Raw genomic sequence first — 1,832 nt, forward strand, 5'->3', positions numbered from 1 at the left:
CCCCTCACCGAACGGATGTCCCCCGTACCACCCGTCGCCGACCCGGTTCCCCCGCAGCCCGGGGCCCCCGTCCCCCTGCGCCGCATCCTGGCCCTCTTCCGCCCCTACCGGGGACGCCTGGCCGTGGTGGGGCTGTTGGTGGGCGCCTCCTCGCTGGTCGCCGTGGCCTCGCCGTTCCTGCTCCGCGAGATCATCGACACCGCCCTCCCCGAGCAGCGGACCGACCTGCTCACGCTGCTCGCGCTGGGCATGATCCTCACCGCCGTCACCAGCAGCATCTTCGGCGTCCTGCAGACCCTCATCTCCACCCGGGTCGGGCAGCGGGTCATGCACGACCTGCGCACCGGTGTCTACGCCAAGCTCCAGCGGATGCCGCTGGCCTTCTTCACCCGCACCCGCACCGGCGAGGTGCAGTCCCGCATCGCCAACGACATCGGTGGCATGCAGGCCACCGTCACCACCACCGCCACCTCCCTGGTCTCCAACGGCACCTCGGTGGTGGCCACCGTTGTCGCGATGCTCGCCCTGGACTGGCGCCTGACCCTCGTCTCCCTCGGCCTGCTGCCCTTCTTCGTCTGGATCGCGCGTCGGGTGGGCCGGGAGCGCAAGCGCATCACCGCCCACCGGCAACGCCGACTCGCCCACATGGCCGCCCTGGTGACCGAGTCCCTCTCGGTCAGCGGCATCATGCTGGGACGCACCATGGGCCGCGCCGACTCCCTCACCGAGACCTTCGAGCGCGAGTCCCGGGACCTGGTGGAGCTCGAGGTGCGCGCCGGCATGGCCGGTCGATGGCGGATGGCCACCATCGGCATGATCATGGGTGCCATCCCGCCCCTGCTCTACTGGTCCGCCGGGGCCGTCTTCCACCTCGGGGGCACACCCCCCTCCATCGGCACCCTGGTCGCCTTCGTCACCCTCCAGCAGGGTTTGCTCCGCCCGTCGGTGTCCCTGCTGTCCACGGGCGTGGACATACAGGCCTCGCTCGCCCTCTTCCAGCGCATCTTCGAGTACCTCGACCTGCGCGAGGACATCACCGAACCGGAGCACCCGCGGCGCATCGAGCGGGCCCGCGGCGAGATCCGATTCGAACACGTGTCCTTCGCCCATGCCCCGGACGCGCCGCCGGCCCTGCGCGACATCGACCTCACCGTCCCGCCCGGCGGCTCACTGGCGGTGGTCGGGGCCACCGGCAGCGGCAAGAGCACCCTGGGCTCCCTGATCCCGCGCCTGTACGACGTCACCGCGGGAAGGGTCACCCTGGACGGCGTGGACGTCCGCGACCTGGACTTCGCCTCCCTGGCCCGCAACATCGGGGTGGTCTCCCAGGACGCCTACCTCTTCCACGCCTCCATCGCCGACAACCTGCGCTTCGCCCGCCCCGGGGCCGAGGACGCCGAACTGGAGGCCGCCGCCCGCGCGGCGCAGATCCACGACCACATCGCCGCTCTGCCCGAGGGATACGACACGGTGGTGGGGGAGCGGGGGCACCGGTTCTCGGGCGGGGAGAAGCAGCGGCTCGCGCTGGCCCGCACCATCCTGCGGGACCCGCCCGTCCTCATCCTCGACGAGGCCACCAGTGCCCTGGACACCCGTACCGAACGAGCCGTCCAGCGGGCGTTGGACGAACTCTCGGCCGGCCGCACCACCATCACCATCGCCCACCGGCTCTCCACCATCCGGGACGCCGACCTGATCGTCGTCCTGGACGAGGGACGCATCGTGGAGCGCGGCACCCACGGGGAACTCCTCGCCCTCGACGGACGCTACGCGGCCCTGGTGCGCCGGGACGCCCGGCCGGGGGACGGCGAGGGGGAGGACCGGCCCCCGGG

At 72.2% G+C, this 1,832-nt stretch carries 1 protein-coding gene; it reads left to right on the forward strand.

All coding sequences use genetic code 11. The annotated features are described in order from the left end of the window. Nucleotides 1-15: 15 nt before the first annotated feature. The coding region (locus tag FOE67_RS24570) for an ABC transporter ATP-binding protein (RefSeq protein WP_182667016.1) at nt 16-1,832 on the forward strand (1,817 nt) is incomplete at its 3' end.

It is taken from the genome of Streptomyces calidiresistens (genome assembly GCF_014141525.1).
Taxonomy (GTDB): Bacteria; Actinomycetota; Actinomycetes; order Streptomycetales; family Streptomycetaceae; genus Streptomyces; species Streptomyces calidiresistens.